General features: G+C 64.0%; 20 protein-coding genes. 8 read left to right on the forward strand and 12 right to left on the reverse strand.

What is annotated here, in order from left to right; all coding sequences use genetic code 11:
- The first annotated feature begins 17 nt into the window (after positions 1 to 17).
- From lapB to ACQ4W7_RS19050, 4 genes are all read left to right on the forward strand, one after another.
- Positions 18 to 1,193 carry a lipopolysaccharide assembly protein LapB gene (gene lapB / locus ACQ4W7_RS19035; protein ID WP_426072720.1) on the forward strand — a complete coding sequence of 392 codons (1,176 nt, stop codon included), beginning with the start codon at positions 18 to 20 and terminating at the stop codon, positions 1,191 to 1,193.
- A 139-nt stretch (positions 1,194 to 1,332) separates the two neighbouring features.
- Complete coding sequence (locus ACQ4W7_RS19040) at positions 1,333 to 2,700, forward strand: UDP-glucose dehydrogenase family protein (protein ID WP_436532500.1); 1,368 nt, start codon at positions 1,333 to 1,335, stop codon at positions 2,698 to 2,700.
- Entirely contained in the window at positions 2,697 to 3,650 is a 954-nt protein-coding gene (rfaE1, locus tag ACQ4W7_RS19045; RefSeq protein ID WP_426072722.1) for a D-glycero-beta-D-manno-heptose-7-phosphate kinase, read from the forward strand. The genes ACQ4W7_RS19040 and rfaE1 overlap by 4 nt, the downstream gene beginning before the upstream one ends.
- A 174-nt stretch (positions 3,651 to 3,824) precedes the next feature.
- Positions 3,825 to 4,529, forward strand: coding sequence for a ComEA family DNA-binding protein (locus ACQ4W7_RS19050; RefSeq protein ID WP_436532502.1), 705 nt, complete (start codon positions 3,825 to 3,827; stop codon positions 4,527 to 4,529).
- Positions 4,530 to 4,646: 117 nt separating this feature from the next.
- On the opposite strand, the gene ACQ4W7_RS19055 is transcribed toward ACQ4W7_RS19050, so the two are convergent.
- Together ACQ4W7_RS19055 and ACQ4W7_RS19060 are read right to left on the reverse strand one after the other, a co-directional pair.
- Positions 4,647 to 6,212 carry a phospholipase D family protein gene (locus ACQ4W7_RS19055; protein ID WP_436532504.1) on the reverse strand — a complete coding sequence of 522 codons (1,566 nt, stop codon included), beginning with the start codon at positions 6,210 to 6,212 and terminating at the stop codon, positions 4,647 to 4,649.
- A gap of 125 nt (positions 6,213 to 6,337) precedes the next feature.
- On the reverse strand, positions 6,338 to 8,107 hold the full coding sequence (locus ACQ4W7_RS19060; protein WP_436532506.1) for an FAD-dependent oxidoreductase: 1,770 nt from the start codon (positions 8,105 to 8,107) through the stop codon (positions 6,338 to 6,340).
- A 248-nt stretch (positions 8,108 to 8,355) separates the two neighbouring features.
- Between ACQ4W7_RS19060 and cysM the strand changes: the two genes are divergently transcribed.
- Entirely contained in the window at positions 8,356 to 9,258 is a 903-nt protein-coding gene (cysM, locus tag ACQ4W7_RS19065) for a cysteine synthase CysM (RefSeq protein ID WP_101484254.1), read from the forward strand.
- A 122-nt stretch (positions 9,259 to 9,380) separates the two neighbouring features.
- Here the strand turns inward: cysM and ACQ4W7_RS19070 are convergent, their stop codons facing one another.
- The 5 genes from ACQ4W7_RS19070 to ACQ4W7_RS19090 form a co-directional block, all read right to left on the reverse strand.
- Positions 9,381 to 9,713 carry a hypothetical protein gene (locus ACQ4W7_RS19070; protein ID WP_034751784.1) on the reverse strand — a complete coding sequence of 111 codons (333 nt, stop codon included), beginning with the start codon at positions 9,711 to 9,713 and terminating at the stop codon, positions 9,381 to 9,383.
- A gap of 438 nt (positions 9,714 to 10,151) precedes the next feature.
- Entirely contained in the window at positions 10,152 to 11,312 is a 1,161-nt protein-coding gene (mltB, locus tag ACQ4W7_RS19075; RefSeq protein WP_436532508.1) for a lytic murein transglycosylase B, read from the reverse strand.
- 8 nt (positions 11,313 to 11,320) lie between these two features.
- Positions 11,321 to 13,348, reverse strand: a complete 2,028-nt coding sequence (locus tag ACQ4W7_RS19080) for a transglutaminase TgpA family protein (RefSeq protein ID WP_436532510.1) — start codon at positions 13,346 to 13,348, stop codon at positions 11,321 to 11,323.
- On the reverse strand, positions 13,345 to 14,352 hold the full coding sequence (locus tag ACQ4W7_RS19085; RefSeq protein ID WP_426072728.1) for a DUF58 domain-containing protein: 1,008 nt from the start codon (positions 14,350 to 14,352) through the stop codon (positions 13,345 to 13,347). The genes ACQ4W7_RS19080 and ACQ4W7_RS19085 overlap by 4 nt, the downstream gene beginning before the upstream one ends.
- Positions 14,353 to 14,357: 5 nt before the next feature.
- Positions 14,358 to 15,266: an AAA family ATPase gene (locus tag ACQ4W7_RS19090; protein ID WP_426072729.1), complete on the reverse strand. Its 909-nt coding sequence runs from the start codon at positions 15,264 to 15,266 to the stop codon at positions 14,358 to 14,360.
- A 244-nt stretch (positions 15,267 to 15,510) separates the two neighbouring features.
- On the opposite strand from ACQ4W7_RS19090, the gene ACQ4W7_RS19095 reads away from it, so the two are divergent.
- Positions 15,511 to 16,437: a histone deacetylase family protein gene (locus ACQ4W7_RS19095; RefSeq protein ID WP_436532512.1), complete on the forward strand. Its 927-nt coding sequence runs from the start codon at positions 15,511 to 15,513 to the stop codon at positions 16,435 to 16,437.
- A 14-nt stretch (positions 16,438 to 16,451) separates the two neighbouring features.
- Here ACQ4W7_RS19095 and ACQ4W7_RS19100 read toward each other — a convergent pair whose 3' ends face one another.
- Together ACQ4W7_RS19100 and ACQ4W7_RS19105 are read right to left on the reverse strand one after the other, a co-directional pair.
- Positions 16,452 to 16,775 carry a hypothetical protein gene (locus tag ACQ4W7_RS19100; protein WP_426072731.1) on the reverse strand — a complete coding sequence of 108 codons (324 nt, stop codon included), beginning with the start codon at positions 16,773 to 16,775 and terminating at the stop codon, positions 16,452 to 16,454.
- 161 nt (positions 16,776 to 16,936) lie between these two features.
- Entirely contained in the window at positions 16,937 to 17,731 is a 795-nt protein-coding gene (locus ACQ4W7_RS19105; RefSeq protein WP_426072732.1) for a hypothetical protein, read from the reverse strand.
- 200 nt (positions 17,732 to 17,931) lie between these two features.
- Between ACQ4W7_RS19105 and ylqF the strand changes: the two genes are divergently transcribed.
- Positions 17,932 to 18,879 carry a ribosome biogenesis GTPase YlqF gene (gene ylqF, locus ACQ4W7_RS19110; protein WP_436532515.1) on the forward strand — a complete coding sequence of 316 codons (948 nt, stop codon included), beginning with the start codon at positions 17,932 to 17,934 and terminating at the stop codon, positions 18,877 to 18,879.
- Positions 18,880 to 18,933: 54 nt separating this feature from the next.
- Here ylqF and ACQ4W7_RS19115 read toward each other — a convergent pair whose 3' ends face one another.
- Positions 18,934 to 19,752 (reverse strand): DODA-type extradiol aromatic ring-opening family dioxygenase, encoded by an 819-nt coding sequence (locus ACQ4W7_RS19115; protein WP_436532517.1) that lies wholly within the window; start codon positions 19,750 to 19,752, stop codon positions 18,934 to 18,936.
- Between the two features lie 113 nt (positions 19,753 to 19,865).
- On the opposite strand from ACQ4W7_RS19115, the gene ACQ4W7_RS19120 reads away from it, so the two are divergent.
- On the forward strand, positions 19,866 to 20,756 hold the full coding sequence (locus tag ACQ4W7_RS19120; protein ID WP_436532519.1) for a LysR family transcriptional regulator: 891 nt from the start codon (positions 19,866 to 19,868) through the stop codon (positions 20,754 to 20,756).
- Here ACQ4W7_RS19120 and ACQ4W7_RS19125 read toward each other — a convergent pair whose 3' ends face one another.
- Positions 20,757 to 21,641 carry a hypothetical protein gene (locus ACQ4W7_RS19125; protein WP_436532521.1) on the reverse strand — a complete coding sequence of 295 codons (885 nt, stop codon included), beginning with the start codon at positions 21,639 to 21,641 and terminating at the stop codon, positions 20,757 to 20,759.
- A complete protein-coding gene (locus ACQ4W7_RS19130; RefSeq protein ID WP_436532523.1) occupies positions 21,638 to 23,926 on the reverse strand; it encodes a M1 family metallopeptidase in 2,289 nt (762 codons plus the stop codon). The genes ACQ4W7_RS19125 and ACQ4W7_RS19130 overlap by 4 nt, the downstream gene beginning before the upstream one ends.
- Between the last annotated feature and the right edge of the window lie 204 nt (positions 23,927 to 24,130).

Here is a 24,130-nt window from a genome sequence, read left to right on the forward strand (position 1 = left end):
CGAATAAAAACAATCGCATGGATTTTGAACTCTGGTGGCTCTTGGGTATCCCGGTGTTTTTCGCGCTGGGCTGGATTGCCGCGCGTGTTGACATTCATCAACTGGTGTCCGAATCGCGCAGCCTGCCGCGCAATTACTTCAAGGGCTTGAATTTCCTGCTCAATGAGCAGCATGACAAGGCCATCGATGCCTTCATCGAAGTCGTCAAGCTGGACCCGGAATCGGCCGATATGCACTTTGCGCTGGGCAACCTGTTCCGCCGCCGCGGCGAGACGGAGCGCGCCATCCGCGTGCACCAGAACTTGCTGGCGCGCCCGGACCTGCCGCTGGAACAGCAAGGCCATGCCGCCTATGAGCTGGGCATGGATTACCTGAAGGCGGGCTTGCTGGACCGCGCCGAAGAAACCTTCAACAGCCTGGTTGACACGCAATATGCGGCCCAGGCGCGCCGCGCCCTGCTGGAAATCTACCAGCGCGAAAAGGAATGGCCACGCGCCATCGAAGCGGCCGTGGGTTTGCAGGAATCGGGCGCCGGCGCGCGCCAGAAGGAAATCGCCCAGTTCTATTGCGAGCTGGCGCATGACGCTTTGGTACACATGAGGCCGGACGACGCCATGCCGCTGCTGGAAAAAGCCCTGCAGACGGACCGCAAGAGCGTGCGCGCCACCATCCTGACGGGTGACGTGCTGCTGGCGCGCGGCGACGTGGAAGGCGCGCTGATTACCTGGCGCCGCGTGGAGCAGCAAAGCGTGCCGCACGTGGCACTGGTGGCGCAGCGCCTGATGGATGGCTACACCAAGGTGGGCCGTGCTCAAGAGGGTGTGAACCTGTTGCGCTCCTACCTGGAAGAGGCGTCGTCGATTGACTTGATCGAAGTCGTCTTCAAGGCCGTCATCGAACTCGACGGCGTGGAAGCGGCGAAGCAGCTGGTCAGCGCCGAGCTGCGCCGTACGCCGACCCTGCTGGGCCTGGATAAACTGCTGGAAGCGCGCATGATGGATGCGCCGGCCGCGATCTGGTCCGAGCTGTCGATGGTGAAAAACCTCGTGCACGGCTACACGCAGAAGCTGGCCCGCTACCAGTGCAGCCACTGCGGCTTCAAGGCGCGCCAGTTTTACTGGCACTGCCCGGGCTGCAACCGCTGGGAAACCTATCCTCCACGCCGCACGGAAGAACTCAACGTCATGAATTAGTCGTGCCCACCACAGGGCCCATTGCTGCGTTGCAGCGCCTCGCCGTACTATTCGTACTGTCTTCGGCGCCGCGCCTTGCCCTGAACCCTGTGCTGCGCACTTGTAGGTCAGAGATATATATTACAAATACGGCACAACCATGAAAATCACCATTATCGGCACGGGCTATGTGGGCCTCGTGACGGGCGCCTGCCTGGCGGAACTGGGCAACGACGTCTTTTGCCTCGACCTGGACGTACAAAAGGTCGCCTTGCTCAACAGCGGCGGCATCCCCATCCATGAACCGGGCCTGGAAGAAGTCGTGGCGCGCAACCGCGCCGCCGGGCGCATGACCTTTTCCACCGACGTCGAGGCCGCTGCCGCGCACGGCGTGATGCAATTCATTGCCGTCGGCACGCCGCCCGATGAAGACGGCTCGGCCGACCTGCAATACGTGCTGGCGGCCGCGCGCGGCATCGGCAAGTACATGACGGATTTCAAGGTCATCGTCGACAAGTCCACCGTGCCCGTCGGCACGGCTGAAAAAGTGCGCGCCGCCATCCAGGGCGAACTGGACACGCGCGGTGTGGCCGCCACGTTCTCGGTCGCGTCGAACCCGGAATTTCTCAAGGAAGGTGCGGCCGTCGAAGATTTCATGCGCCCGGACCGCATCGTCATCGGCGTCGACGCGACGCCGGACGGCGAGCGCGCGCGCGAATTGCTGAAAAGCCTGTACGCGCCGTTCAACCGCAACCACGAACGCACTTACTGGATGGACGTGCGTTCGGCCGAATTCACGAAGTATGCGGCGAATGCCATGCTGGCCACGCGTATTTCCTTCATGAATGAACTGGCCAACCTGGCCGACAAGGTGGGCGTCGACATCGAGGCCGTGCGCCACGGCATCGGTTCCGACCCGCGTATCGGCCACAGCTTCCTGTACGCCGGTTGCGGCTATGGCGGTTCCTGCTTCCCGAAAGACGTGCAGGCGCTCGAGCGCACGGCGCGCGGCCACGGTCAGGAATTGCTCATCCTGCGTGCCGTCGAAGCCGTCAACGACCAGCAGAAGCAGGTGCTGGGCCGGAAAGTGGTCACACGCTTCGGTGCAGATCTGACGGGCCGGCATTTTGCCGTATGGGGGCTGGCCTTCAAGCCGAACACGGACGATATGCGCGAAGCGTCGGCCCGTGTCCTGCTGGTCGACTTGCTGGGGCGCGGCGCCACGGTAGCCGTCTACGATCCTGTCGCCATGACCGAGGCAAAGCGGGTGCTGCAACTGGACTTGACGCCCGAGCAATTGGCGAAGGTGCGCTTTGCCGACAGCCCGCTCGACGCCTTGACGGATGCCGATGCGCTGGCCATCGTGACCGAATGGAAAGCCTTCCGCAGCCCGGATTTCGAGCAGATCAAGGTGCGCCTGAAGCAGGCCGTTATCTTTGACGGGCGCAACCTGTTCGAGCCGGCCGTCATGGCCGAGGCGGGCATCGAATACCACGGGATCGGTCGTTCGATCCTGACACGCGCATGAGTGCCCATGAGGTGGCAACCTTGACGGCGCCGGCGGCGTTGGCCCAGGTACGTCTGCTGGTGGTGGGCGATGTGATGCTGGACCGCTACTGGTTCGGCGACGTCAGCCGTATTTCGCCGGAAGCGCCCGTGCCCATCGTGCGCATCGAGAAGCGCGAGGAGCGCCTGGGGGGCGCGGCCAACGTGGCGCGCAACGCGGCCGCGCTGGGAGCGAAGACGAGCTTGCTAGGCGTGGTCGGCGACGACGAGGCTGGCAGCCAGGTCGAGCGCCTGCTCGAAGGCGGCGGCATCCACAGCTATCTGCAGCGCGATGCGGCCATTTCCACCATCATCAAGCTGCGCGTGATTGGCCGCCAGCAGCAAATGCTGCGCATCGACTTCGAGGATGCGCCCAGCGATACGGTGCTGCGCGACAAGCTCAAGCAATTCAATGCCCTCTTGCCGCACTACGACGTGGTGATCTTGTCGGACTACGCCAAGGGCAGCCTGGTGAACGTGGCCGAGATGATCAAGGCCGCCAGGGCTGCCGGCAAGATCGTCATGGTCGACCCGAAAGGCGATGATTTCAAACGCTATGCGGGAGCGTCAGTGCTTACTCCGAATAAGTCCGAACTGCGCCGCGTGATCGGCAACTGGAGCACGGAAGAGCAATTGACGGAACGCGCGCAGCAGATGCGCGCGCAGCTGGGCCTGGAAGCCTTGCTGCTGACCCGCTCGGAAGAGGGCATGAGCTTGTACACGGCCGATGAGGTGCTGCACATGCCTACCGATGCGCGCGAAGTGTTTGACGTCTCGGGCGCCGGCGACACGGTGATCGCCACCATGGCGGCCATGCTGGGCGCCGGCATGGGCTTGGGCGACGCCGTGCGCACGGCCAACCGGGCTGGCGGCATCGTCGTCGGCAAGCTGGGCACGGCCACGGTTACCCGCGAAGAGCTGTTCCCGCAATAGTCCGCTGTATTCCACCTTCTACCTGCGCTGCATCGTTTGATCTGGCGCAGGTTTTCCCCTGCTTCCGTTGTCCCGTCTTGTCAACCGTATCACGCCACAGCCGTTAAAGCCCTTAAGGCGCTGCTCCTCCCTTGCGTTCGAGTCATCTTGAAACCACATCACGGAGAGATACCCATGTTCAAAAAAATACTGCTGGCCATCGCCACCCTGATCGCGACGATGGGCTTTGCCTTTGCCCAGGTCGATGTCAACAAGGCGGACCAGGCGGCACTCGACAGCGTCAAGGGCATCGGCCCCGTCACGTCGAAAGCCATCGTCGATGAACGCGCCAAGGGCGGCGCCTTCAAGGATTGGGCCGATTTCGAAAGCCGCGTGAAGGGCATCGGCCCGAAAAGCGCCGAGAAACTGTCGGAAGCGGGCTTGCAGGTGAATGGCCAGGCCAAGTCCGGCGCGCCAGCGGCCCCGGTGGCGAAAGCTGCCCCGGCAAAAGCTGTTGTGAAGGAAGTTGCCGCGAAAGAAGCCGCACCGAAGCCAGCTGCTGCGACCGATACCGCTGCGGCACCAGCCAAGACAGCCGCTGAAACGAAGAAAGAAGCGGCTGCCGCGAAGAAAGAAGCCAAGGCTGCCGCTGCTGCAGCGAAGAAAGAAGCAGCCGCTGCCAAGGTGGTGCCTGCTGCAGCGCCTGCCCCTGCCCCTGCTGCTGCAGCGGCCGATGCCACCCTCGTGAAAACGGCTGCCGAAACGAAAAAGGAAGCCGCTGCTGCGAAGAAGGCGGCAACGGCCGCCAAGAAAGAAGCCAAGGCTGCGGAAACGGCTGCGAAGAAGGAAGCAAAATTGGCTGCAGCCGATGCGAAGAAGGTTGAAGCCGAGAAAAAGTAAGCGTGTTGCTGTAAAGCGTGTTGCGTGGTGGTGCCGCGCAGCACGAGAAAAAACCCTGCGTGGTACCGGCTGCGCGGGGTTTTTTTATACGCCCGCCACTTTGCCTGGCCTGCGCGCCTACAGTTGCGACTCGATCGGTAGCCAGCGCATCACGGACACCAGCATGCGGCGCCAGAAGCCCGCCTCGGGATCGTGCGTCCACACCTTGGCGGGCTGCTCGGTGCCATCGGACCAGCGCAGGGCGCCGTTGTCGAGGAATACGCGGTAGCTGGTATCGCTAGCCGTCGAGTGCAGGAACAGTGCGCGCATGTCAGCCGCCAGCGCGGCATCGTCGAACAGCACGCCCATTTCCGTGTTGAGCTGGGCCGAGCGGGGATCGAGATTGAAGGAGCCGACGAAGCCCCGTTGGCCATCGACCACCACGGCCTTCGTATGCAGGCTGGCGCGGCTTGAACCCAGCAGGCTGATGCGCTTGCGGTGCAGGGTCTTCAACTCATACAGCCCGATGCCGCCGCCCAGCAGCGCCTGGCGGTAGCGCGCATAGCCTGCGTGCACGAGGGCCACGTCGGTGGCGGCGAGCGAGTTGGTCAGCACCTGGACCCTGACGCCGGCGGCAACCTTGTCGGTCAAGCTCTGCGTGAGCGCCTGGCCGGGCACGAAGTATGGCGAGGTCAGCAGCGTTTCTTCGCGCGCCTGCGTCAGCAGGGGCAGCAAGCTGTGCATGAGCCAGTGCTCGCTGCGCTGCAAACTGGCCACGGGAGCGGCTTTTTCCGGCGGGTCCGACAGCACTTGCACTTGCGCGCTCCAGTGCAGGCGCAGCCGGCCATCCAGGTGGGCTTGCAGCTGGCCCGCATCGGTCAGCTGCCGCAGATAGGGCGAGGCGCCCAGTTCGCCCGTGAGCGCATCGAGGCGGGCGCGCACAGCCTGCAGCTCCGGCGCGCCTGGATTCTTGCCGGCATGCAAGGCGCCGATGGGGATGACGGCGCGGCTGTTCCAGAAGCGGTCGAAGATGTCGCTCGTCTGTCGTACGGCGGGACCCACCAGCAGCAAGTCGGCATCCTGGAAATTGACTTGCTCGGCGGCATCGAAGTATTCATCGCCGATATTGCGCCCGCCGACGAGGGCAACCCTGCCGTCGACGATCCAGGCCTTGTTGTGCATGCGCCGGTTCAGGCTGACGGCGCGCAAGGCCATTTCCATGGCGCGGCGCCAGATACCGTCGCGGTTGCGGCCAGGATTGAAGATGCGCACGTCGATCAGCGGATGGCTGTCGAGCGCGAGGATGGCGGCGTCCTGGCCGCGCGCGTTGATATCGTCAAGCAACACGCGCACGCGCACGCCGCGGTCGGCCGCGCGCAGCAGTTCGCGCACCAGCAGCCGTCCCGTGACGTCGTTATGCCAGATGTAGTACTGCAGGTCGATGCTGCGGCCCGCTTCGCGCGCGCTCAGGGCGCGCAGGGCGAACGCCTCCAGATTGTCGTCGATCAACGCCGTGCCGCTCTGCTCCGGACGTTGCGCCAGCTGCGGCGCCAGCACGCGGTCGAGCAAGGTAGCGTCGGCTGCCACGGGCAAGGCCGTACCCGGTGCCCCCAGCGAACGTTCGGCGAAGCGCCCGTAGCTGTACAGGGCGGCTATGCTGAGCACGGCAAACAGCGTGGCCAGCAGTAGCAGTTTGACGAACATGCGGCGCACCGTCAGCGGACTGCGGGCATGCTGCGGCGCGAGGAAAGCTTGGCGGTGTGGGGCATGCGGTCTCTTTCAGCTGGATGGCAACAGCCGATTGTAGCAGTTTCTATCATGCACGATTTTCAGGCCGTGCCCGCCGGCAGCCGTGCCAGGAAGCCATGAATCTGCGACACCACGGCTGCCCCCTCACCGACGGCGGCGGCCACGCGCTTGGTCGAGCCGGCCCGCACGTCGCCGATGGCGAAGACGCCTGGCACGCTGGTTTCCAGTGTCGCCCGGTCGGGCTGGTCGGGTGGCGGGTAGGGCAAATGCGTGGCGTGGCCTTGGGCGCGGCATTCGGCGCGCGTAACGTCGAAGCCCGTGCGAATGAAGCCCTGTTCGTCGACGGCCACGGCGCAGTCGTGCAGCCAGTCCGTGTTCGGATCGGCGCCGACGAAGAGGAACACGCGGCGCACGGCGCAATCGCACTCTTCGCCGGTCTGCTTGTTGCGCCAGCGGGCGCCCGTCAAGCCCTCCTCGTCGCCTTCGAGGGCGATGATTTCCGTATGCGTGTGCAAGGTGATGTTGGGCGTGGCGGCGATGCGCTCGATCAGATAGCTCGACATGCTGGCCGCCAGTCCCTCGCCGCGGATGACCATGTGGACTTTGGCGGCATGGCCGGAGAGAAACACGGCTGCCTGGCCGGCCGAATTGCCGCCGCCCACCAGAATGATTTCTTCCTGCTTGCACAGCTTGGCTTCGATGGGCGAGGCCCAGTAATACACCCCCCGTCCCTCATACGTTTTCAGGTTCGCCAGCGAGGGTCTGCGGTAGCGCGCGCCGCAGGACAGCACCACAGTGCGGGCGCGCACCTGCGTGCCGTCGCACAGCTTGACGCGCAGGGGCCAGCTGTCGCACAGCAAGTTGGCGGCGCTGGCCGGGGTGGCGATTTCGACGCCGAACTTTTGCGCCTGCACATAGGCGCGTCCCGCCAGCGCGCGGCCGGAGATACCGGTGGGAAATCCCAGGTAATTTTCGATGCGCGCGCTGGCACCCGCCTGGCCGCCATACGCGCGCTGTTCCAGCGCCAGTACAGTCAAGCCTTCGGAGGCTGCATACACGGCCGTGGCCAGGCCGGCGGGCCCGGCGCCCACCACCAGTACGTCGAAGATCTTGTCGCCGGACAAATCGGGCAGCATGCCCAGGCAGCGTCCCAGTTCCGCATTGCCGGGGTTTTTCATGACCTTGCCATCGGGACAGACGACCAGTGGCCATTCCTGCGGCGTGGGCTGGTAGCGCTCGGCCAGCGCAGCGGCGGCCGCATCGCTGGCCGGGTCGAGCACCGTGTGCGGGTGGCCATTGCTCGACAGAAAACTTTGCAGGTGGAACAGATTGCCATTGCCGCGGGGGCCCACCAGCACGGGGCCGCCCGAATTGACTTCGATCAACGCCACGCGGCGCAAGATCAGGGCGCGCACGATGCGCTCACCCATTTCCGCTTCCGCCACGATCAGTGCGCGCAGGGATTCCGAGCTGACGACGAGCACCTCCACGTCGCCCACGGCATGGCCATTGACGAGGGCGGGGCGGCCCGACAGCTGCGCCACTTCGGCGATGAAATGGCCGGGGCCGATTTCGCGCATCAACGAGGTGCGGCCCAGGCCTTCGTGGCGCGTGACGGCGACGTGGCCCGCCAGGATGACCAGCATGCCGAAGCTGCTGCTGCCTGCCTCGAACAGGGTGGCGCCGTCCGCATGCTGGCAAACCTGGCCATAGCGTTGCAATCGGCGCAGTTCCGCTTCGGTGAAGACGGGGGAAATCTGGTGCATGCGGCCCTGGATATCGAGGGTGCTGGCCTGGACGGGATCGTCCTGCGTGGTTTCTGGGATGAATTCGGGTGTGGTGCTGGCCATGACTGATCCATTGATTGAATAAGCAAATTACTAAAATAACTAACCGTCACGAGTCTAGCGCATGCGTGCGCGGCGCGCTGGCGCATCGCGCGTGGCGACCCTGGCATGCTGCAAAGCCAGGCACCATGCGGCCTGGCGTGCGGGCGGCCGCGACGCGGGCTGCCTGGCGGAACACCGGCTTTTAGCCATGCGCCGTCCAGCATCTCATATTAGAATGGGTCTTTGTTGAAATTACTTAAACAGACACGATGGCTTACAAGACACTTGAAGATACGATAGGCAATACTCCGCTGGTGCAACTGACGCGCTTGCCGGGCGCCGATGCGATAGCGCGCAACAACGTCATCCTCGGCAAGCTGGAAGGCAACAACCCGGCCGGCTCCGTGAAGGACCGCGCCGCCATGTCGATGCTCAAGCGCGCTGAAGAGCGCGGCGTCATCAAGCCGGGCGATACCCTGATCGAGGCCACCAGCGGCAATACGGGCATCGCGCTGGCCATGGCCGCCGCCTTGCGCGGCTACAAGATGCTGCTCTTGATGCCAGACAATCTCAGCGTGGAGCGCCGCCAGAGCATGGCCGCCTATGGCGCCGACATCCTGCTCACGCCGAAGACGGGCGGCATGGAATATGCGCGCGACCTGGCCGAGCAGATGCAGAAGGATGGTCGCGGCGTGATCCTCGACCAGTTCGCCAACGAAGACAATTCACGCGCCCACTATGAAAGCACGGGACCGGAAATCTGGCGCGATACCAATGGCCAGGTTACGCACTTCGTCAGCGCCATGGGCACGACGGGCACCATCATGGGCGTGTCGCGCTATTTGAAGGAACAGAATCCCGCCATCCAGATCATCGGCGCACAGCCCGAGGACGGTTCGCAGATTCCCGGCATCCGCAAATGGCCGGAAGCGTACTTGCCGAAAATTTACGACAAGTCGCGCGTGGACCAGGTGGAATACGTGAGCCAGGGTGTGGCTGAGCGCATGGCGCGCAGTCTGGCGGCGGAAGAGGGCTTGTTCTGCGGCATCTCGGCAGCCGGCGCCTGCGAAATCGCGCTGCGCATCTCGCAAACGGTGGAAAACGCGACCATCGTGTTCGTCGTCTGCGACCGCGGCGACCGTTACTTGTCCACGGGCGTGTTTCCTGCTTAATGGCGTCGATACAGTTTGGGGAACAAGGTAAGGCTGGAAATATATCGGCCAGAACGGCCTGAGAACTGCTGGAAATACCCCCTCCCCATGGCGGGGAGGGAAAACCTGCGAAATTGGCAGGATCAGCCTTGTGGCGTTTCGCCTTCTTTTGGCTTGAATTGCTTGTCGCTGATGCGGAATTTATTACGACGGTCACCCATCAGGTAGCGCAAGTCGCGGATGCTCAGGTCGCTCACTTCGTGCATGCGGATCAGCAGCGATGCGCCGACCGGCAGGCGGTGGTGACGGATTTTGCTGATCACTGGTGGCGCGACTTCGAGCGCGCGCGACAGCGCTGCGTCGTTTTTCAGGCGCAGATTTTCGATCAGGGTATCGAGCAATCTGTTTGGGTTGTACTGGAGCAGATCGTCGGAGTCCGAATCGCTGTTCATATCAATGCCGACTTGGTTTGTCATGATGTTAATGTTCCTTCTGTAGTTGCACTGCAAAGTAAAAAACACTCGGAGCTCGCTCTTGCTGCGTTCATGTTCATTCTTTACTAAAAGGAACAAATTCACACACGGTACGATCCGGGATACAGTTTTTCATGATATATACACAATTGTACAACAGGATTCAATTTCAGACCGGAAAGCCTGGTAATCTTGCTTTATATAAAATAAGTGTTGTCTTATTGCAACAGCTATTTCTTCTTTATTATGCTCTATGATAGAGCAAAAATTGTACTTTGACAAAAGTTAAGTATAGAACCATTTCCGTATTCCGTGCCGCACAAAGGCTGGCGAGCGAGGCTGGCACGTGTTATCGGCCCTACCATAGACCTGTTTGCCGGTCGCTTCAACATCGCTTACGCTTTCTTACAAGTAATATTATAACTTTACACTGACTTTCGGTTAGCGTGCGCGCACTTGGCTGATGGCCTTGCCCAGGTCAATCACGGACATAGCATAAAAATAACTTCTGTTGTATTGAGTTATAGCAAAGAAGTTATTGCTTGCCAAGTGATACTCAGTTGCTTCGGAACCATTTTGCAGATCGATCAGGCCGAACAACATGTTCCGGGGCGTGGACGAGACGGTACGCACACCGGCTTCCTGCAATTCTTCCAGGCTGTACTTGGCTTGCAAACCTTGGCCGATGAACTTTTCCCAGGCGTGGTTGGCCGAGACGCTGACGTGATAGGTGCTGATGGCCGGGTCATCGCGGCGCCAGCCGTGTTCGACGAGGAAATGCGCCACGCTGCCGATGGCGTCGGCCCTGGAATTGCGCAAGTCGATGTGGCTATCGCCATCGAAGTCCACCGCATATTTCATGATGCTGCTGGGCATGAACTGCGGCAGGCCGATGGCACCCGCATACGAGCCGAGCAGGGTCAAGGGATCGATGCCGTCCTTGCGCGCGTACAGCAGTGCGTTTTCCAGTTCCCCCTTGAAAAATTCCATGCGCGCGGCCCGCGTCGGGCTTTCCGGATAGGAAAATGCCAAGGTGGTCAGCGCGTCGAGCACGCGGAAACTGCCCGTGTTGCGTCCGTACACGGTTTCCACGCCGATGATGCCGACGATGATCTCGGCCGGCACGCCATATTCGCGCTCGGCGCGCGTCAGCGCTTCGGCGTTCTCTTCCCAGAATTTCACGCCCGCATTGATGCGCACCGGCTCGATGAAGCGGGCGCTGTAGGCTTGCCAGTTCTTCGGCTTGCCCGGCGGCGCCGGCTTCATCAACTGCACGGTCGACTCGACATAGCGCACCTTGCCGATCAGGGTATCGAGCTCGGCGCGGTCAAAGCCATGCTTGGCGGACATCTCGTCGAGGAAGGTGCGGACTTCTTTCCAGTTGGCATAGTCGACAAATTCGCCTTCGAAGTCGAATTTCGCCGGTGCTTTCTTCGTCGCCGGCTTGCCGGCCACCTTCTTGACGGGCTGAGCCTTGGCCGCGCGTACGGCACGGGCGCGGTCGGCGGCGGAAATATTGCTGTTTTCGCCTGCGTGCGCGGTCGCCAGGCACAGGGGAAGGGAGAGGAGCAGGGACAGGGCGGAGGTTTTGATCGGTAACAAGGAGCGTCTCATCGGCATTGGGTTAGCAGGCGGCGCAAGCTGCGCCGCGCGCGGAGTTGTTCGTCTGGGTTGGCATTACCATACTTCATCGCGGCATAGATTGCCAGAAACTGTGCGATGGCGGCGTGCGCCTCGGGCGTGGCCTTGCCGGCGGCCAGACGCGCAGCATAACCGTGCGGGCCTTCATGCGGCGCACGGCTGTAGCCGCGCTGCGCCTGCTGGCGGCAAAACTGTGCGTACAGGGCGTCGAGCGGATCGCCTTGCCGCGCTTGCCGCCAGCAGACCAGTGCGCCGGCTACGGCCGACAGCAGGGCCAGCACGGCGCAGGCGAGTGCCAGGGTCGTCGCCGGCAGGTTTTTCAAACTATCGAGCATGGCGCGCTGGCGTTGCGGCGTGGTATCGAGCGCCCAGCTGTTCCAGGCGTGCTCGGCCTGCTGCCATTGCTGGCGCCACGCGGCAAGCGCGCCGTGCGCGCCGCCATCGAGGCCGGCCAGGGCGCGCCACGCCGACAGCGGCGACGGGGCCGGTGGCAGGGCGGCATCGAGGTTGCGCTCGGTGCGCAGCGGTGCGACGGCGCTGGTGGGGTCGACGCGCACCCAGCCCCTGCCAGCCAGCCACACTTCGCTCCAGGCATGGGCATCGGACTGGCGCACAGTCAGGCTGGGGCTGCCGTCGGCACCGGCGCGTGTGCCGCCCTGGTAGCCCGTGACGACGCGCGCGGGGATGCCCATGGCGCGCATCAGCACGACGAAGCTGCCCGCGTAATGCTCGCAAAAGCCCGCCTGCGTGATAAACAGGAAGTCATCGACGCCATGCTTGCCCAGCAGCGGCGGCTGCAGGGTGTAGCGGAAGGGTGCGTGGTGGAAGTGGTCGAGCACGGCGGCGATGGCGTCGGTGGGCGCCAGCATCTGCGTGCCGCTGCCACGCAAGGCGCGGGCCCAGGCCACGCTGCGCGGGTTGCTGCCAGCGGGCAAGGCCAGCCATGGCTGCTGCTGTTCAGGCGACAGGCTTGTTTGCAACCGGTAGCGGGGCTGGGAACTGACGCGGTAACGCACGGTCGAAGTAATAGGCTGTATGGTCAGCACTTCCAGCGCGGACGAGACGACATACGGGTTGCCGGGCAAGCGTTCGATGCTGCGCGGCAGGTCGAGCGCGAAGATGCGCCGCTGGCCGCTCGCTTGCAAGGTCACTTCGTATTGGCTGGGCTGGCCTTCCAGGGTGATGTCTATCCGGCTGTCGCTGGCAGGCGCGTGCCGGCCAGCGCCCCTGCGGCTCCAGGTGGCGCCGTCGTAGTAGCCCAGCACCACGCCGCGCCAGTACAGCTGGTCTTGCGGCGGGATAGGCGTGGAAAAGCGGGCCGTGAAGACGGGCTCGCCGGACAGGGCCAATGAGGCGATGGCGCCCGCTTGCATGCTGTCCGACAAGCCCGTGCGCGCTTGCGCGCCCTCGTGCGGCGCATCCCACAGGGGGCTGTCGGGACGCGGTACGGCAAGAAACATGACGGCCGACAGGGGAATGGCCAGCGCCAGCATGCGTCCCAGCAAGCCTAGCCTTTGCGCCAGGCGGGGCTGCAGCGTGCCGTACTGGGCCGACAGCAGGGCGGCCAGCAGGACGATGACAGTAGCCAGCATCCAGGCGGCGCTGAGGATGCCTTGCGCATGAAAAAAATTGGCCAATAGCAAAAAGAAACTGAGGAAGACGAAGACAAAAATGTCGCGCCGGCCATGCATTTCCAGCGATTTCAAGGCCAGTAGCAGGACCAGCATGGCCACGCCCGCATCGCGCCCCAGCACGCTGCCATAGCTGGCGTACACGCCGGCGATGCCCAGCAGGGCCAGCGGCACGAGCACAGCTAGCTGTGGCTGGCGCCGGCCCCGTACTGTCATGTTGGCGCGCCACAGCAGGGGCGCGGCAGCGGCGGCCGACAACCAAGGGGGCAGGTGCAGCGCGTGCGGCGCCAGCACCATGGCGGCGGCCAGCAACAGCAGCAGGATGTCGGCCTTCTCGCGCGGCAAGCCGCTCAGCCAGGCTTTCATGGCATCGCCTGCGCTGGCGGCAAATCGTGCGGCGAACCATGCAGGGCCAGCGCGCGCAGGCAGGCGTCGCGCTGGCTCGCTCCGAGGGCCGGTGCCAGAGTCAGCACACCCAGGCGCAAGCCATACGGCAGGCCCGTGCGTTCCGCCTGCAGCACCCAGGCGGCCAGGCGCGACAGGCGCGCTTCCGGCGCCAGCGCGTGCAAGTCCGCGTGGTCGAGCATAAGGTTGCCATGCGTGCCGTGCGGTGCGCCAGCTGGTGCGTCGGCGCCAGGCTGGAATTGCTTGCTAAATAAATGCTCGCCATCATGGCGGGCGATCTGGCGCCATGCCAGGCGCTGCAAAGGGTCGCCTGGCTGGTAGGCGCGTACACCGGCCAGTTCCAGTGCGCCATCGGGCGAGCTGGGTGAGCCTGGCTGCCGTGCTTGCTGCACTGTGCCGCCCGGCCAGGGCAGCGGCGGCGCATCTTGCTCGGGCTGCGGATACACGAGCACGCGCGCCTCGGGCTGCCAATCGCACCAGGCAACAAACAGGCCCAGCGGAAAGTTGCCGGACAGGCGCACGGCAGGCGCATCAAACCAACCCCGTTGCTGCGCCTGCATGCCGATGCTGACGGCCGTTTCGCCGTGGGCGGCGATATCGGCCAGGCTGGGCACTGCCGACGCGCCGCTCGCCGCCAGGCCGATCGCATGACGCGGGCGTGTGCTGCGGTTGATCAGGCGCAAGGTGAACAAGGCGTGGCTGCCCGCAAACACGGGGTTGCCGGGCGTGGCTGCCAGCGACAGCCCCGCCAGGTTGCGGCTGGTAAACAGCATGTCGGCGATGGCGCAGGCGGCCGCGAAATACGTCAGCGCATAGCCCAGGCCCAGGCGGTAATTGACGGCGGCGATCCACAGCACCAGCAGCAGCGCGGCAAATGCCAGGCCCGCACGCGAGGGGCGGATGTGCACGCGTTGCGCGCCCAGCCAGGGGCGTGCCGGCAGCCATGGAAGAGTGCGCCAGCGCATGCCGCTCAGACGGGGATGCTCAAGAGCAGATGCTGCAGCAGCACGCGACTGTCCGTGCTCTCTTGCGCGGCATGCAGGCGGTGGGCGCAGACGGGTAACAGCACGGCTTGCACATCGTCGGGCGTAACGTGGTCGCGTCCGGCCAGGGCGGCCCAGGCGCGCGCCGCTTGCAGCAGGGCCAGCGCGGCGCGCGGGCTGAGACCATCGGCAAACACGCCGGGTGCGCGGGTGGCATGCACGAGGGCCAGCACGTAGTCGACCACGGCGGGCGAGGCGTGGATGGCGCGCAAGCCCGCTTGCGCCTGCAGCAATTCTTCCGCGTTCATCACGGCCGGCAAGGTGTGCAGCATGGCGCGGCGGTCGGCGCCCAGCAGCAGCGACCGTTCGGCGGCCGCATCGGGGTAGCCGAGCGTGACGCACATGAGAAAACGGTCGAGTTGCGATTCGGGTAGGGGAAAGGTACCCAGCTGGTGCGCGCAGTTTTGCGTGGCAATGACGAAGAACGGCTGCGGTAGCGCGTGCGTGACGCCATCGAGCGTCACTTGTCGCTCTTCCATCGCTTCGAGCAAGCCCGATTGCGTCTTCGGCGTGGCGCGGTTGATCTCGTCGGCCAGCAGTACTTGCGTGAACAGGGGGCCGCGGTGGAAAATGAAACTGGCGCTGGCGCGGTCATACACGCTCATGCCGGCCACGTCGGCGGGCAGCAGGTCGCTGGTAAACTGCTGGCGCTTCCATTGCAGGCCCAGCGAGATGGCCAGTGCATGCGCCAGCGTGGTCTTGCCCACGCCGGGAACGTCTTCGATCAGCAGGTGGCCGCCCGCCAGCACACAGGTGAGGGTCTGGCGGATCTGCAAGTGTTTGCCGACGAGAACTTCGCCGATCTGCTGTGCGGCCTGGTGTATTTTCGAAAACATGTTATTTCTATCACAGTACGATGGATTATTTAATTTACAATCGCTTTGGCCAGGTCAAACGGTACCGCCCGCCAGGTGCGCGCTCGTGGTAGATTAGAGTGACAGCAAAGGCGGCAAGGGCGGCACAGACCAGCCAGTGATTTTATGCGAGAACTCGCCAGGTAGGCAGGAATGCGCTGCAGTGACTGCGGCGCGCGTTCCCGGTATGGATAGAAAGCAGAGACAGAGGTAACCAGTACAGCGCATGAGCACAGCCATTTATACCCATCCCGATTGCCAGCGCCATGAAATGGGCGACTGGCACCCTGAATCGCCGGCCCGCTTGCAGGCCATCAATGATCAATTGATACTCGCGCATATCAGCGACCTGGTCGAGCACCGCGATGGCGTGCGCGCGCAATTGTCGGATATCGAGCGCAACCACAGCGCCACGGCCATCGGTCTGGTGCGCGACAATGTGCCGGCCCAGGGCGACTACTATCCGCTCGACGGCGATACCCTGCTCAACGCGCACAGCTACGACGCGGCGCTGGCCGCTGCTGGCTCGGCCGTGACTGCCACCGACGCCGTCATCGATGGCGAGATCAGCAACGCCTTTTGCGCGATCCGCCCGCCCGGTCACCATGCGCGGCCCAGCGAGCCCATGGGTTTCTGCCTGTTCAACAATGTTGCCATCGCCGCCAAGCATGCACTTGAAGTGCGGGGCCTCGAACGGGTCGCCATCGTCGACTTTGACGTGCACCATGGCAATGGCACGGCCGAATCCGTGGCAAATGATCCACGCATCTTGATGGTGAGTTTTTTTCAGCACCCGTTTTATCCATACAGCGATGTCGAATCCTACACCGATACGCGCGTCAACGTGCCCGTGCCGGCCCGCTCGAAGGGCGATGCCGTGCGCCAGCTGGTGCTCGACCACTGGCTGCCGGCGCTGCACCGGCAGCAGCCGCAGATGATTTTCATTTCCGCCGGTTTCGATGCCCACCGCGAAGACGACGTGGGTGGCATGGGCCTGGTGGAGGCCGACTACACGTGGCTAACGCAGCAGATGATGGCCGTGGCCAATCAGTATGGCAAGGGCCGCATCGTCAGTTGCCTCGAAGGGGGCTACAACCTGTCGTCCCTGGGCCGCAGCGTGGCGGCGCATGTGAAGGCGCTGGCGGAGCTGTAATGGTTGAGCTGTAACTACAGCAAGCTGGGGCGGCTGCGGGAATTGGTATGGCGATGGGTCTGGTAATCGACTGCGTCGCCGGCCATGAAGCGGCGCCAGGCTTGCGTGTAGACGAGCGATGATTTATCCGCGTCGAAGCTGTCGAGCTGCAACATGTCGCGGTGGTGCTTGATTTCATTGACCAAGTGGTCATACAGCATTTGCAAGCCATAGCTGTCGGCGCTCTGGCGTTTCAGGCGCTCTTCCAATTGTGCCACTTGCCCCTGCAATTGCCGACATTCCTTCTTCCAGTCATTGCGCGGCACGCGCTTGGGCGCCTTGCCAGTGTGTTCCATCATCATATTATCGAACTATTCCCATCGCATATCTCCCTGGCGAGAGCCAGCCTGGAAATAATTGCTTTTCATTTAAGAGGCGATATTAGAGCATACTTTTTTGTTTCTTACAGTAAATATAAAAATCCACGTGGAAATATTTGATCTGGCTTTCCTGACGCGTGTCACTGGTGCTGCGTTTCCTTCAACGGCGCTTCGGGGGCCGCTCCGGCCATTTTTCCGTCGTCGGCGTAGGTCAGGGTCAGCAGGGTATTGTCATCCCAGTTCAGGTCATGCAATGGCGGCACGTAGCGCTGGCGGTCTTGCGTGACGCGGATGTCCAGCGTACGCTCGCCCGAGCGCGCCTGTACGGCCAGCAGCTTGCGGAACGCGGGAAACGGCACGTGGATCAGCGACGAGTGGCACGGCCCGCCCGCCAGGCGGAACAGGTTGCGCCGGACAAAGGGCAGGTCATCCTGCTCGACGGCCCAGCGGATTTCGCATTCCAGGCGCAAGTCGCCCAGGCGGCGCACGTTCTGGGGCAGGCCCGGCGTGTGGATGTCGGCGCGCCAGCGCAGGGTGTCGCGCTTCTTGTTGCTGACCAGGTCGGCATTCGCGTCGTAGGCGGTCTTGTCGCGCGTCAAGGTGAAGCCGCCGTCCGCCGCCAGGGGGACAGGGATCGACAGCTTGTCGGCCGACAGGTGCAGGGTCACGCCATCGAGCCTGGCCTGGGACGTGGCGGGGATCAGCATGAAGCGCAACGGCGCGCCCGGCGCCAGGCGCTGGTGGTCGGCATACGCGTCGAGTCCCTTGAGCATGGTGCGGTAGGGGCGCAAGTCGGGATCGCGCGTGCCTTGCACGTCGACAACCTGCTGCATAGCCTGGCTGGCCGTGTCGCCGGGCGCCGCTGGTTCCTGGGCCATGGCGGGCAGCAGGCAGGCGCAAAGGGGGGCAAGGAGGATAAAACGGGGAAGATGCATGGAATGCGTGCCAGGTTGAGCTTGCAATGGGGAAACCGGCCAGGCTGGACGGACTGCGGATCTTATCATTCAAGTAACTGCTAAATTATCACCAATTGTCTCGTCCGCGTCGCACGGCTGGCGCTGGCGGTGGAAAATGCGACGTCGTGGCGGCAACCACGTAAAATAGCGGATTGACTGAACGAACTGAAGGCAAGAGCATGGCGATACAATGGTACCCAGGACACATGAACGCGGCCCGCAAGAAAGCGGCCGAGACCATGGAAAATACCGACCTGGTGATTGAAGTGGTGGACGCGCGCCTGCCGGCAGCCAGTTGCAATCCCATGGTGGACGAGCTGCGCCTGTTCCGCCAGCGCCCTTGCCTGAAGATCCTCAACAAGACCGACCTGGCCGATCCGGCCGCCACTGCCGCCTGGGTGGCCTATTTCAATGCCCAGGAAGGCGTGACCGCGTATGCGATGACGACCAAGAAGCCGGCCGACGTGGCCCGTATTCCGGACCTGGCCAAATCGCTGGCGCCGCACCGTGGCGTGCCGACGAAGCCGCTGCGCATCATGATCATGGGCATCCCCAACGTGGGCAAGTCGACCCTGATGAACGCGCTGCTAAAAAAGCGCGTGGCGAAGGTGGGCGACGAGCCGGCTGTCACCAAAATGCAGCAAAAGCTGTATCTGGACAAGAACACCATCCTGGTCGACACGCCAGGCATGCTGTGGCCGAAGATCGCCATCCCCAGCGACGGCCTGATGCTGGCGGCCAGCCACGCCATCGGCTCGAACGCGCTGATCGAAGAGGAAGTGGCCGTATTCCTGGCCGAGGAATTGCTCAAGCGCTATCCGGACTTGCTGGCGGCCCGCTACGGCACCAAGGTCGGCGAAGTCGATGCCATCGGCGTGGTCGAGGGCATCGCCGCCAAGCGCGGCTTCCGCATCAAGGGCGGCGACTACGATTTCGAGAAAGCCTCGCATACCTTGCTGCTCGATTACCGCAGCGGCATCCTGGGACGTATCTCGCTGGAAACGCCGGATACGCGCGCGGCCCTGCTGGCCCTGCACGCGGCCGAGATGGCGGAAAAAGCGGCGAAAGCGGCAGAGATTGCCGCCGAAAAGGCCAGGAATTCTGCGCGCGGCAAGCGCGGCACGTAAATCACTGCATCGCCATGCAAAAAGCGCCGCGACATCACTGTCGCGGCGCTTTTTTTATGCGGCGGCGCCTTCTCCAAACCTGAAACTTGTCACTGCCAGGGCGCCAAAGAAATCGTCCTCGTGATACACCACGTGCGCCGCTTCCTGCTCGGCCGCGCCCAGCGCCACCATCAGCGGCAACAGATGGTCTTCCTGCGGATGGGCCTGGCGTGCGCCCGGTGCCTCGTCCCAGGCCAGCAATTGCGCCAGCCTGTGTGCCGGCGGCAAGGCCATCGCATGGCGCAGCCAGGCATCGAACTGCTGCGAAGCAACGGCGCCCGCCTGGCCGAACTGGCGCAGGTTATGGTAACTGAGGCCACTACCCAGTATCAGCACGCCCTGCCGGCGCAAGCTGGCCAGCGCGCGGCCCACCTCGACGTGCGTGAGCGGATCGTAGCCGTGTTTCAGCGACAATTGCACCAGCGGCACGTCCGCCTGCGGGTAGATGGGGAACAGGGCGCTGAAGGTGCCGTGGTCGAAACCCCGCTCGTGGTCGAGGCGCGCCGGATGGCCGGCGGCATCGAGCAACTGTTTTACCTGCGCCGCCAGTGCCGGTGCGCCGGGCGCCGGGTACTGGATCTGGTAGGTGTGCGGCGGAAAGCCCGAATAATCGTAGATCATGCCCGGCTGCGGGCTGGCCGAGACGAGAAATTGCGGCCCTTCCCAGTGTGCCGTGATCACCAGCACGGCTGTCGGGCGCGCGCCGATCTGGTGCGGGATATCCTGCAACGACGCTTCGAGCGCGTCGTAGCGGCCGCCGAACTGGTCCTTCATGAACGGCCATGGGCCGCCGCCGTGCGACAGGAAATAGGTGGGGAAGGTGTGCTCTTGCATGGCGGCTCCTGAGGGAATGGCTGATGATGGATGGATGATAGTCATGTGTAATCAGTTGATCAAGATGGAAATTATTGATATATCATTTCCATTTTGTTGATGATGGGATGATCATGGATACCTTGCGCAGCATGCGCGTGTTTCGCGCCGTGGTGGAACTGGACAGTTTTGTGCGCGCCAGCGAGCGCCTGGATCTGTCGCCCGCCATGGTCAGCAAGCACGTGATGCACCTGGAGCGCCACTTGGGCGCGCGGCTGCTGAACCGCAGCAGCCGCCACCTGAGCCTGACGGAAATCGGCAAGGTGTATTTTGAACAGTGCCGCGACATGCTCGACAATCTCGACGAGGTGGAAGCGACCGTGGGCCGCACGACGGTGGTGCCGCGCGGCATGCTGCGCCTGAGCGCCCCCGTCTGGTTCGCCAACGCCATCTTTACGCGCACCCTGGCCGCTTACCGCGAACGCTTTCCGGAAGTCACGTTCGACATCGACTTGAGCGGGCGCGTGGTCAACCTGGTGGAAGAGGGTTTTGACCTGGCCTTGCGCGTGAGCCAGGCGCCATCGCCGACCCTGGTCGCGCGGCCCATCGGCAGCATCGCCTTTCACTTGGTGGCCGCGCCCGCCTACCTGGCGCGCGCGGGCCAGCCGCACCTGCCGCAAGACCTGGCGCTGCACGCCATGATCAGCTATTCCTTGTTATCGAACGGCAATGAACTGGCCTTCGACGGCCCGCAGGGACGCGAGACGGTGAAGTTTACACCCGTGCTGCAATGTAATAACGAAAGCCTGCTGCACGCGGCCGCGCTTGACGGCATGGGCATCGCCCTGTTGCCATCGTGGCAAACGGATGCGGACCTGGCGGCGGGGCGGCTGGTGCGCCTCTTCGACGGCTACCAGCTGGCGGGCGGCAAGGTGTACGCCGTCTACACCAGCCGCCGCTACCTGTCGTCGAAAGTGCGCACCTTCATCGACTTCCTGGCCGATGAAGGGCGCCTGGGGACGTAACTACGCCAGCGAGCGCTTGACGTCGATCAGCGCGAACAGGCGCGCGCTGCGCATCCACGCCAGCACCAGCGCCGCCAGCTGCGTCACCAGCAAGCCGCCCACGATGGCCAGTGGACCGGGCGCGGCCAGATTCAGGCGCGCCACGCACAGCAGCGCATACAACGCCAGTCCCAGCACAGTGATGACGAGGTAGATGGCCAGGCAGGCCAGCGGCCGCCGGCGCAGCATGCCGAGGCCCCGCCACCAGGCCTTGACGGCCGAGGTGCGGCGCCGGTCGACGGCCAGCGCCGCGCGGCCCGCGTCGAGCGTTGCGCAGGCCAGCAGGAACAGCAAGCCCGTCGCCAGCAAGGCCAGGTGACTGGCCAGGTCGGCATCGGCTTCCAGGATGGCCTTGGCCGCGTGCTTCTCGGCCAGTGTCAGCGCGCCGGCGCCGATGGCCAGCGCCATGCCCAGTGGCACGATGCTCCACAGCAACATGCGCAGCATGCGGCCATATTCGCTGAAGGCACCCGTCAGCAGGGGGCCGAAACCCAGTGGCGCAGGGGCGCGCGCGGCCGTCACCACCAGGCCGCTCAGCAGTGGTGAAAGCAGCAGAGTCAGGACGATGCCGGCGATGGCGGCTTGGCTGATGGCGGCGCCGTTGCGCCCCGTATTGGCCATCAGGTCGGCCAGGGTCATCAGGTCGAGCTTGTGCGCCAGGGCCGCCGCATGCACGGCCTGATCCAGGCTGGCGCTCAAGGTGCGCCAGAGGGGAATGGCGGCGACGATGGCGGGGATCAGCAGCAGGCCCGCCCACAGCAGCAGCAAGCGCCATTGCAGGGCGGCGCGGCTGGCGCGCGTGGTCAGGGTCAGGCCGCTGGCCCGTGTCGTGGAAGTGGCGCTCATACGATGGCAATCAGAGAAAGGAGGTATTGGAAGGCGGCGGCGAGGTCGAGGCTCCAGCGCCGTGCAGCGGACGTGTCGGCCTTCAGCGTGCGGCTGTCATCAAGCTTGTTGACGTCGAGGTAATGCACGCGGTCGGGGTCCAGCTCGGCCGAGACGGCCTTCACGGGCTTGCTCCAAGTGTAGCGCTGCCACAGCTGGTCGTTATCCCACACCACGCGCTCGGACGTGCCATCGGCAAATTTCACCAGCAGCACCTGCGGCACGGGCGCGCCGCGGCGGCGCAGCACCACGCTGGTCAGATACGGATACGGGCCTGTGCCGGGCTTGGCGTCCGGATGCGCCTTGTCCCACGCCGCGCGTACTTTTTTCTCCTCTTTTTCCAGCGTGTCGGCCGTGTGTTCCACGCGCTTGCCATCAATCAGCGCCATGCCGGCCAGCGGTGTCTGCTCTTCGCTGCTGAAGCTGCCGATGCGGTCGTCGATATTCGCGCTGGCATAGACTTGCTGCGCGAAGACCTGTTCCACGATGCGTCGCTGGCCCGTCGCCTCGGCCAGCGCTTCGCGCAGGTCGGCTACGCTGGGGTGGCGGAATTTCCACTGTTCGTAATACGCCTTGAAGCCCCGTTCCATGGCCTCGCTGCCGATGCGCGCTTCCAAGTCGCGCAGGGTGACGGCCGTGCGGCTGTAGACGGGACCCACGCCCTGCAGGCGGTTCCAGGCATTCTGTCCCAGCGGGTCGGCCGCGTCCTGGCGCGGTGCGGCCATGCGCTCGAATTCGAAGACCTTGAAGACGGGATCAAAGCCCAGGCGCTTGAGCAGAGGCGTGGTGGCGTGGATATCCTGGCCGCGCGCGCGCAGCATGCGCTGGTCCCAGTACTCGTTCAAGCCTTCGTCGAGGATGGGTTCCTCGAACTCGTTCGAGGCCAGGATGCCGTAGAAATAGCCATGCCCGAATTCATGGATGGTGACGAAATCGAGGCCGAATTCGGGAATGGTCTTCGGCTGCAGGTTGGCGTAGCCCGAGGCGGTGATGAAGGTCGGGTATTCCATGCCGCCCGCTTCGGCCGCATTAAACGGCGGAATCACCACCGTCAGCGTCTTGTACGGATACGGGCCCAGGGTGCGCGAGAAATAGGTGAGCGAGTCCTTGGCTGCCTGCAGCGCCGGCGCCGCGTTCGATGCGTATTCGGGCGGGTACAGCACCTTGATGGCCACGGGCGGGCTGCCAGGGCCGCTCCAGCTGCCCGTCAGTGGCGGCGCGCTGCGCTTGTCGGCCGTCCAGGCGAAATCGTGCACGTCGCCCTGCACGTAGTGATGCGTGAGCATGCCGTCCTTTTCCTGCGGCGCGCCCTGCAGCTCGCCCGTGGCGCCCACCGTGTATTCCTTGGGCACGGTCAGCTTCACGTCGTAGTTGCCGAAATCGGCGTAGAACTCCGAATTGAGGTGGAATTCATGCGCATTCCAGCGCGGCGCGGTGGCACCCCGTTCGCCGGGCAGTTCCAGCACGGCGATCTTCGGAAACCACTGGCCCACCAGGTGGAAGCTGCCGAAATAGCCGGTGCGCGCGATGACGCGCGGCAGCTGGTCGAAAAAGCGGATGTCGAGCGTCGTCTCGGCGCCCGGTACGACGGCCTGCGGCAAGTCGACGCGCACGACGGTGCGGTCGGTGGACGGACCGTTGTCGGGCTGGACGAAATGCCAGGGCGCCTTGGCGCCGTTCTGCGTCATGCTGCGCAGTTCGATGTAGCCCCACTCGCCGTCGCGCGTGTTGACGCCCGAGCGGAAGCCCGTATCGAGCTTGCGCTTTTCGGTGAAGAAGGTCGAATGTTCGCCTTCAAACGCATTCAGGTACAGGTGCAGGTAGACGCTGCTGATGGCTTGCGCGCTGCGGTTGCGCCAGCGTAGTTTCTGCTGGCCGGCTATGGTGTGCTTGACGGGATCGAGCGTCGCTTCGATCCGGTAGTCGACGACGCGGTCCGACAGGGTCGCTTGCGCGCCCGTGCGCGCACCGCCCCAGGCGTTGCTGGCGCTGGGCGTGCTGACGGCGGACGCGTGCGGCGAAGCCAGGGCGATGCTGTCAGCGGATGGCGCCAGCGGCATGGGCGCGCTGGCCGGCTTGCCTTGGCCCGGCTGGGCGAACAGGTCGGCCTGCAGGGCAAGGCCGGCCAGCAGCAGGGCGGTGATGGAAAGGGCCTTGAGCTTGCCCGAGATGGGGAAAAAACCAATGCTGCGGCGCGTGCCGCGGGGACTTGGTGGCCCCTGGCGCGGTGTGCTACGACTTTCCATGCGTGACTCCCACAGTGACTTCTTATTGTTGATTTTTAAATGCAGTCGGCTGCGCCCAGGATCGCCGGGCGCTCGTTAATATACCCGTAAAAATTACAAATAAGCAATGAATTGTGTAAGCAGCCCCGCTGGCTGTTGCGGCGCCGCGCGCCGTGCGTATAATGATTCGCTTTTGCCATCGCTCCGTTCCACCAGCGCGCGTTC

The sequence above is a fragment of the Janthinobacterium algoris genome (assembly GCF_051380935.1).
Taxonomy (GTDB): domain Bacteria; phylum Pseudomonadota; class Gammaproteobacteria; order Burkholderiales; family Burkholderiaceae_D; genus Janthinobacterium.

What these genes read in the sequence shown, in the direction of transcription:
- ACQ4W7_RS19090 (WP_426072729.1), bottom strand. Translation starts at nt 15,266, where the DNA reads ATGTTTTCGAAAATACACCAGGCCGCACAGCAGATCGGCGAAGTTCTC.
- ACQ4W7_RS19055 (WP_436532504.1), bottom strand. Translation starts at nt 6,212, where the DNA reads ATGTTCGTCAAACTGCTACTGCTGGCCACGCTGTTTGCCGTGCTCAGC.
- ACQ4W7_RS19050 (WP_436532502.1), top strand. Translation starts at nt 3,825, where the DNA reads ATGTTCAAAAAAATACTGCTGGCCATCGCCACCCTGATCGCGACGATG.
- ACQ4W7_RS19120 (WP_436532519.1), top strand. Translation starts at nt 19,866, where the DNA reads ATGGATACCTTGCGCAGCATGCGCGTGTTTCGCGCCGTGGTGGAACTG.
- ACQ4W7_RS19130 (WP_436532523.1), bottom strand. Translation starts at nt 23,926, where the DNA reads ATGGAAAGTCGTAGCACACCGCGCCAGGGGCCACCAAGTCCCCGCGGC.
- ACQ4W7_RS19080 (WP_436532510.1), bottom strand. Translation starts at nt 13,348, where the DNA reads ATGAAAGCCTGGCTGAGCGGCTTGCCGCGCGAGAAGGCCGACATCCTG.
- ACQ4W7_RS19095 (WP_436532512.1), top strand. Translation starts at nt 15,511, where the DNA reads ATGAGCACAGCCATTTATACCCATCCCGATTGCCAGCGCCATGAAATG.
- ACQ4W7_RS19100 (WP_426072731.1), bottom strand. Translation starts at nt 16,775, where the DNA reads ATGATGGAACACACTGGCAAGGCGCCCAAGCGCGTGCCGCGCAATGAC.
- ACQ4W7_RS19085 (WP_426072728.1), bottom strand. Translation starts at nt 14,352, where the DNA reads ATGCGCTGGCGCACTCTTCCATGGCTGCCGGCACGCCCCTGGCTGGGC.
- ACQ4W7_RS19115 (WP_436532517.1), bottom strand. Translation starts at nt 19,752, where the DNA reads ATGCAAGAGCACACCTTCCCCACCTATTTCCTGTCGCACGGCGGCGGC.
- ACQ4W7_RS19070 (WP_034751784.1), bottom strand. Translation starts at nt 9,713, where the DNA reads ATGACAAACCAAGTCGGCATTGATATGAACAGCGATTCGGACTCCGAC.
- ylqF (WP_436532515.1), top strand. Translation starts at nt 17,932, where the DNA reads ATGGCGATACAATGGTACCCAGGACACATGAACGCGGCCCGCAAGAAA.
- ACQ4W7_RS19105 (WP_426072732.1), bottom strand. Translation starts at nt 17,731, where the DNA reads ATGCATCTTCCCCGTTTTATCCTCCTTGCCCCCCTTTGCGCCTGCCTG.
- cysM (WP_101484254.1), top strand. Translation starts at nt 8,356, where the DNA reads ATGGCTTACAAGACACTTGAAGATACGATAGGCAATACTCCGCTGGTG.
- rfaE1 (WP_426072722.1), top strand. Translation starts at nt 2,697, where the DNA reads ATGAGTGCCCATGAGGTGGCAACCTTGACGGCGCCGGCGGCGTTGGCC.
- lapB (WP_426072720.1), top strand. Translation starts at nt 18, where the DNA reads ATGGATTTTGAACTCTGGTGGCTCTTGGGTATCCCGGTGTTTTTCGCG.
- ACQ4W7_RS19060 (WP_436532506.1), bottom strand. Translation starts at nt 8,107, where the DNA reads ATGGCCAGCACCACACCCGAATTCATCCCAGAAACCACGCAGGACGAT.
- ACQ4W7_RS19125 (WP_436532521.1), bottom strand. Translation starts at nt 21,641, where the DNA reads ATGAGCGCCACTTCCACGACACGGGCCAGCGGCCTGACCCTGACCACG.
- ACQ4W7_RS19040 (WP_436532500.1), top strand. Translation starts at nt 1,333, where the DNA reads ATGAAAATCACCATTATCGGCACGGGCTATGTGGGCCTCGTGACGGGC.